Consider the following 5,768-nt stretch of genomic DNA (forward strand, 5'->3'; position numbering starts at 1 on the left):
GAGCAGGCTCGCTCCCACAGTTTGATTGCATTCCTTCAGTCAGAACGCGGACTCATTGTGGGAGCGAGCCTGCTCGCGGAGACGGCCTCACATTCAACATCCCTGCCGACTGACCCACCGCTTTCGCGAGCAGGCAAGCTCCTACAGGCTCGGTGGTGTTTACGCGAAAGGTGATCGACTCACACCATTTCGTGACGAATCCATTCAACCACCGAAGTGCGCTTCGGCGCCCAGCCGAGCAATTCGCGGGCCTTCTTGCCACGTACGCGGCTGTTGGAACCGAGGCCGTAGTTGGCCATCTCATAGCCCCATTCGGCTTCGGCGTCTTGCAGCGGCCAGTCTTGTGGCTGGCCCAGATTCAGCGCGGCGGCCATGGCGGTGGTCATGTCGATGAACGATGCTTCGCCGCTTTCGACGAAGTAGAAAGTACCGGGCACATTCTTGGTCAGCGCCAGCAGGTACAGGGCCACGACGTCTTCGATGTGCACGTTGGACCAGATGTTCTGCCCGGTGCCGACGTGTCGCACCACGCCACTTTTGCGCGCCTGTTTCAGCAGACGCGGCAGTTGCACGCTGTCGCGTTTGACGCCGAGGCTGTGACCGTAGATCAGCGTGTTGCAGATGACCGCGGAATTCACGCCGTCCTTCGCCGCGGCGAGGATCAGGTCATCGATCGCCACGCGCGCGGCTTTGTCGACGGTCGGCTCCGGCAAGTTATCTTCGTAGTAGATGACATCGCTGGATTTACCGCCCGACGCATCGCCGACGATGCTCGACCCGCTGGTGTGCAGGAACACTTTGTTGGAACCGCGCAAAGCGTCGAGCAACGCTTCGACCGCGCCGCGATGGTCGCTGCTGGCGGCGTTGATTACCGCATCCGCCACGCGGGCCTGTTCAGCGAGCAATGCATGATCATCAAGGGTGCCGATGACGGCGGTAATCCCGAGCGCCTTGAGCTCATCAGCCTGTTCGGCGCTGCGCACCAGACCGGTCACCTGGTGCCCGGCCTTAACCAGACCGGTCGCGATGGAACCGCCAATAAAACCGGCAGCGCCGGTAACGAATACGTTCATGGAGAAACTCCCTGCGTGAATAAGTGATGAGGCGAGTATCGACCGCTGACCCTGATCGAAAAACCCGCCATCACCCAAATCACTCTTGCGCAGGAATCACGAATCAGCCCTTGAAATCCGCGCTGGCGTACGCCGCCAGTTTGCCTTGAATGAAATCCAGAAAGCACTGAATGCGCAGCGCCAGTTGCGAGTTACGGTAGTACACCGCGTTGATCGGCTGGCGATATCCGCTGTTGAATTCACCCAGCAGGACTTTCAAGCGTCCGGCACGAATGTCATCGATGGTCATGAAGTGCGACAGACAGGCGATGCCCTGCCCCTCCAATACCAGATGGCGCACAGTCTCTCCGCTGGAAGCGCTGATTGCCGGGGTGATGGGCCAACGGTCGCCGTGCACGTAACGCAGCGGCCACTGGTTGAGGCCTTCGTTCTGGGTAAAACCGAGCAAGGTGTGCCCGCTCAGATCAGCCACTTGCCGCGGCGTACCGTGCTGTTTCAGATAGGCCGGGCTGGCGACGATCAGCAGCGGGCTGCAACCGAGCGAGCGCGCGTGCAACGTCGAATCGGCGAGGGTGCCGATACGAATGGCGATGTCGGTGCTTTGTTCCAGCAGATCGATGATCAAGTCATTGCTGTTGAGTTCGAGCTGAATGTCCGGGTAGAGCCGGCGAAACTCGTCGATGTAGGGCACGATGGCGTGCAGCATGAACGGTGACGCGGCGTTGATCCGCAATCGCCCGGACGGGGTTTGCTGGCGCGAGGACAGGCGTTCTTCGAGTTGATCCATCTGATCGAGAATCAGCTTGGCCTGTTCGAAAAAGTACCGGCCCTCCTCGGTCAGGTCCATGCGCCGCGTGGTGCGGTTGATCAGCGTGGTGTCGAGTTTGGCTTCCAGCCGCGACAGCGTGCGACTGACCGCCGACGGCGTCTGCCCGACCTGCTCGGCTGCGGCGGAAATCGAACCGCATTCGATCACGCAGACGAAAATCTGCAATTCATCGGATCTGGCTTTCACGGGTGTCCTCTGCTCGATGGGCCTGCCACGCAGGCGCAGGCCCTCGATAGTAGCCGAGCATCAGCCCTTGAGGCCAAACACCTCGGTCAAATGCTGCGCGTAACGCGCCACGTCGTTTTCAATGTTCGGGCGCTTCATCACGTCGACGCAAAGGAAGGTCGGCAGCGCGGTCATGCCAAGAAACTCGTTGGCCTTGTGGAACGGGAAGTACACCGCGTCGACACCTTTGGCTTCGAAGAAATCGCTCGGGTCATCGAAGGCTTGCTGCGGTGCGTTCCAGGTCAGCGACAGCATGTACTGCTTACCCTGGATCAGGCCGCCGCTGCCGTATTTCTGCGAGGCGTCGGAACGGGTGCGGCCATCGCTGGCGTAGAGGCTGCCGTGGCCCTCGGTGAACACTTCGTCGAGGTATTTTTTCACGGTCCATGGCGCGCCCATCCACCAGCCCGGCATCTGATAGACGATCACGTCGGCCCAGAGGAATTTCGCCACTTCTTCGGCGACGTCGTAGCCTTCGTCGATGAAGGTGGTTTTCACATCGACACCGCCACGGTCCAGCACGCTCAGCGCGGTTTCATGCAGGGTGGCGTTGTAGCGACCGTCGGAGTGAGCGAATTTCTTACCGCCATTGAGCAACAGTACTTTTTTCATGACAAAGCCTCAGCGCAGCCATTGGGCTGGATGGAAAGTGGAAATGGAATGGCGGCAGATTAACGGCTCGCGTCGCGCGGAATAAGCCATGCTTGCGCAAAATACATTTGAGCAAAACGCACGAATTGAATAGGGATTGTTGCCGTAGCATTCAGCGTTTTCATGAAAGCGAGGACGTTGTGATGAGTGAACGCGAGGGTTTTATCCTGCACGCCAAGACCCGGCCGGAACGCGCCGAGGCTTTCGAAGCGCTGTTTCGCGCCTATGTCGAACCGAGTCGCGCCGAACCCGGCTGCATCGAATACCACATGCTGCGTGACAAGGAAGATCCGACACTGTTCATCTTCTACGAAATCTGGGAATCGCGGGCACACTTGGACGAGCACTCGAATCTGCCGCACATGAAGGATGTTTTTGACCGGCGCATGGAGTACCTCGAGCGCGATTTCGACATCCGCCCGATCGACATGCTCAGCCCTTCCTCGGCTAAGCGCTGATCAGCAGATGGGCGCCGAGCGCGCCCAGACCGATAAAAAACACCCGCTTGAACAGCAGGGCGCTGATGCGCTGGCGCAGCCATTGACCGAGCCACATGCCGAGCAGGGCCGGGACCAGCACCAGCAACGACGCACCGAGTTCACCGCTCCCCAGCGCACCACGCCAGAGCAAGCCTGCGGCCAAGGCAAGTGTCGACACGGTGAAGGACAGGCCCAGCGCCTGCACCAGTTCATCGCGGCACAAGCCCAGCGCTTGCAGGTATGGCACAGCGGGAATCACGAACACCCCGGTGGCGGAGGTGATGATGCCGGTGATCAATCCACAGAGCGGGCCAAGCCAGGTTTCATGACGCGGATTGACGCGCAGTGTCGGCAGGAACAGTCCGCTCAACGCATAGAGCAACAGCGCCGCGCCCAGCCCGCGCACCACCCAATGCCCGCCAGCCATGCCGATCCACAGCGTGCCGATGGCGGTGCCGAGGAAGATCAGCAGCAGCATCGGCCACAGGCGTTTGATCAGCGCAGCGAGATGCCCGCCGAGTGCCAGTTGCCAGAGATTGGTCAACGTTGCCGGAATGATCAGTAGCGCCGCTGCCTGCGCTGGCGCCATAGCCAGACCGAGCAGCCCCATGGCAACTGTCGGCAGGCCGAGGCCGATGACGCCTTTGATCAGGCCAGCGAGCAGAAAGGTGAGGATGACCAGCAGGGAAAAGGCTGGGCCGAGGTTTTGGTAGAAGTCGGTGAGTGTGTGCATGATCAGCACTGTGCGCCAGTCGGGGCTGGCTGAAAATCTGCCATATACTGAGCTTGACTCTTCCTTTGCAAGAGGCTGATGTTTGCAGTGATGCATCTGCCCTCATCGCTGGCAAGCCAGCTCCCACAGGAGCTCGGTTGTTCATCCATTGAGAGATTAACAATGAAACCTGTGGGAGCTGGCTTGCCAGCGAAAGGGCCAGCCCTGACACCATAAAAATCAGAGGCAACCCCCATGCAATTTGACCTCACCGACCTGCGCCTTTTCCTGCACATCCTCGACACCGGCAACATCACCGCCGGCGCGGCCCGCAGCCATTTATCCCTGGCCGCCGCCAGCGCCAGAATCCGCGCGATGGAAGCCTCACTCGGTACCGAATTTCTCGAACGCGGTCGCCGTGGCGTGACGCCGACGCCCGCCGGCAATGCCCTCGCCCGCCATGCGCGGGTGATCCTTCAGCAAACCGAGCGCATGCAGCAGGATCTGGCCGATTACGCCCAAGGCGTCAAAGGCCAGGTGCGCCTGCTGTGCAACACCACGGCGATCACCGAATACCTGCCGGAATTGCTCGCAGACTTTCTGCGCAGCCATGCCAATCTCGACATCGATTTGCAGGAACTGCCAAGTGCGCGCATCACCCACGCCTTGCGTGAGGGCGCGGCAGATCTCGGTATCGTTTCTGATGCGGTCGACACAAGCGGCCTACAGACTCAGCCGTTTCGCGACGATCCCTTGGTGCTGATTCTGCCGACTGATCACCCTTTGTCTGACGCCGTCGCAGCCAATTTCAGTGACGCGTTGCAGCACGACTTTGTCGGACTCAGCGCCGATAGCGCCTTGGCGATCTACCTCGAAGAACAAGCGCTGCACAGCGGCGCGCGCATGTCGGTACGGATTCGCGCCGAAGGTTTTGACGGGGTGATGCGCATGGTCAGCCGGGGCGCGGGGCTGGCGATCGTGCCGCTGGCAGCGGTCGACCGGGTGGCGTCTGAAAGCTTCAAAAGCGTCGCGTTGAATGAACCCTGGGCGCGCCGGACCCTGATGCTATGCGCCAGAGATTTCAGCGCACTGCCGCCCTACGCTCAGGGGTTATTACACGCGCTGAGCGATCCGCGCGTTTCTGAGCAGATCGATGTCGACCACAGACAACTGAACAGCAACCGGGCGCTATAGGGTGCGACTTCATTCCTCAAGTCCACCTGCCCGGAGTCCTCATGACCGCGACCGCCCCCATCACCGTTCTGCGCGACACCCACCCGCTGCCGGTACTCGACGCCTGCAAATGGGAAAAACTGGAAGGCGACCCGCACACCGTCAACCTCAACGCCTACACCAGCGAAGACGGCAGCAAAATCATGGGCACCTGGATCTGCACACCGGGCAAGTGGCGCGTCGATTACGTGAAATGGGAATACTGCCATTTCCAGGAAGGCTACTGTGTGATCACCCCGGACGGCATGGCGCCGATCCACCTGCGTGCCGGCGATATCTTCGTGGTCGAGCCGGGCATGAAAGGCACCTGGGAAGTGGTCGAGACCGTGCGTAAGTATTTCGTCTTCGCCTGATGCAAAAAAGCCGGGCAATCACCCGACGTGATTTCCCGGCAAACATTATCCAGTACACCTCAATTCCCTGTGGGAGATTCTATGGTTTTCACCAAGCTTTTTAGGCCGTTTTGCTGACGTAGTTCGTCTTCGTTTTCATCAAGGCAAACGCAATGCGAGCGAGTTTACGTGACAGAATCACCAACGCTTCAGTGGTGGCCTTGCCCTTGTTTC

General features: G+C 60.0%; 7 protein-coding genes and 1 pseudogene. 3 read left to right on the top strand and 5 right to left on the bottom strand.

Annotation, left to right across the window (positions count from 1 at the left end; translation table 11 throughout):
* Positions 1-179: 179 nt before the first annotated feature.
* The 3 genes from ACGSLL_RS28100 to ACGSLL_RS28110 form a co-directional block, all read right to left on the bottom strand.
* On the bottom strand, positions 180-1,073 hold the full coding sequence (locus ACGSLL_RS28100; RefSeq protein ID WP_394508673.1) for an NAD-dependent epimerase/dehydratase family protein: 894 nt from the start codon (positions 1,071-1,073) through the stop codon (positions 180-182).
* 103 nt (positions 1,074-1,176) lie between these two features.
* The gene (locus ACGSLL_RS28105) at positions 1,177-2,088 is read right to left on the bottom strand and encodes a LysR substrate-binding domain-containing protein (protein ID WP_394508674.1); all 912 of its coding nucleotides are present in this window, start codon (positions 2,086-2,088) and stop codon (positions 1,177-1,179) included.
* A gap of 60 nt (positions 2,089-2,148) precedes the next feature.
* Complete coding sequence (locus ACGSLL_RS28110; RefSeq protein WP_208938819.1) at positions 2,149-2,739, bottom strand: NAD(P)H-dependent oxidoreductase; 591 nt, start codon at positions 2,737-2,739, stop codon at positions 2,149-2,151.
* Positions 2,740-2,921: 182 nt separating this feature from the next.
* Between ACGSLL_RS28110 and ACGSLL_RS28115 the strand changes: the two genes are divergently transcribed.
* On the top strand, positions 2,922-3,236 hold the full coding sequence (locus ACGSLL_RS28115; RefSeq protein ID WP_394508675.1) for a putative quinol monooxygenase: 315 nt from the start codon (positions 2,922-2,924) through the stop codon (positions 3,234-3,236).
* Here the strand turns inward: ACGSLL_RS28115 and ACGSLL_RS28120 are convergent.
* Positions 3,226-3,990, bottom strand: coding sequence for a TSUP family transporter (locus tag ACGSLL_RS28120; RefSeq protein WP_394508676.1), 765 nt, complete (start codon positions 3,988-3,990; stop codon positions 3,226-3,228). The two genes, ACGSLL_RS28115 and ACGSLL_RS28120, sit on opposite strands and share 11 nt — an antisense overlap.
* Before the next feature lie 234 nt (positions 3,991-4,224).
* Between ACGSLL_RS28120 and ACGSLL_RS28125 the strand changes: the two genes are divergently transcribed.
* Positions 4,225-5,163, top strand: a complete 939-nt coding sequence (locus ACGSLL_RS28125; RefSeq protein ID WP_394508677.1) for a LysR family transcriptional regulator — start codon at positions 4,225-4,227, stop codon at positions 5,161-5,163.
* Positions 5,164-5,204: 41 nt separating this feature from the next.
* Positions 5,205-5,555: a cupin domain-containing protein gene (locus tag ACGSLL_RS28130; protein WP_016770579.1), complete on the top strand. Its 351-nt coding sequence runs from the start codon at positions 5,205-5,207 to the stop codon at positions 5,553-5,555.
* 100 nt (positions 5,556-5,655) lie between these two features.
* Here ACGSLL_RS28130 and ACGSLL_RS28135 read toward each other — a convergent pair.
* Positions 5,656-5,768, bottom strand: a pseudogene (locus ACGSLL_RS28135) (IS110 family transposase); the annotation flags it as partial.

This window comes from Pseudomonas retamae (genome assembly GCF_043496865.1).
In the GTDB taxonomy this organism is placed as follows: Bacteria; Pseudomonadota; Gammaproteobacteria; order Pseudomonadales; family Pseudomonadaceae; genus Aquipseudomonas; species Aquipseudomonas retamae.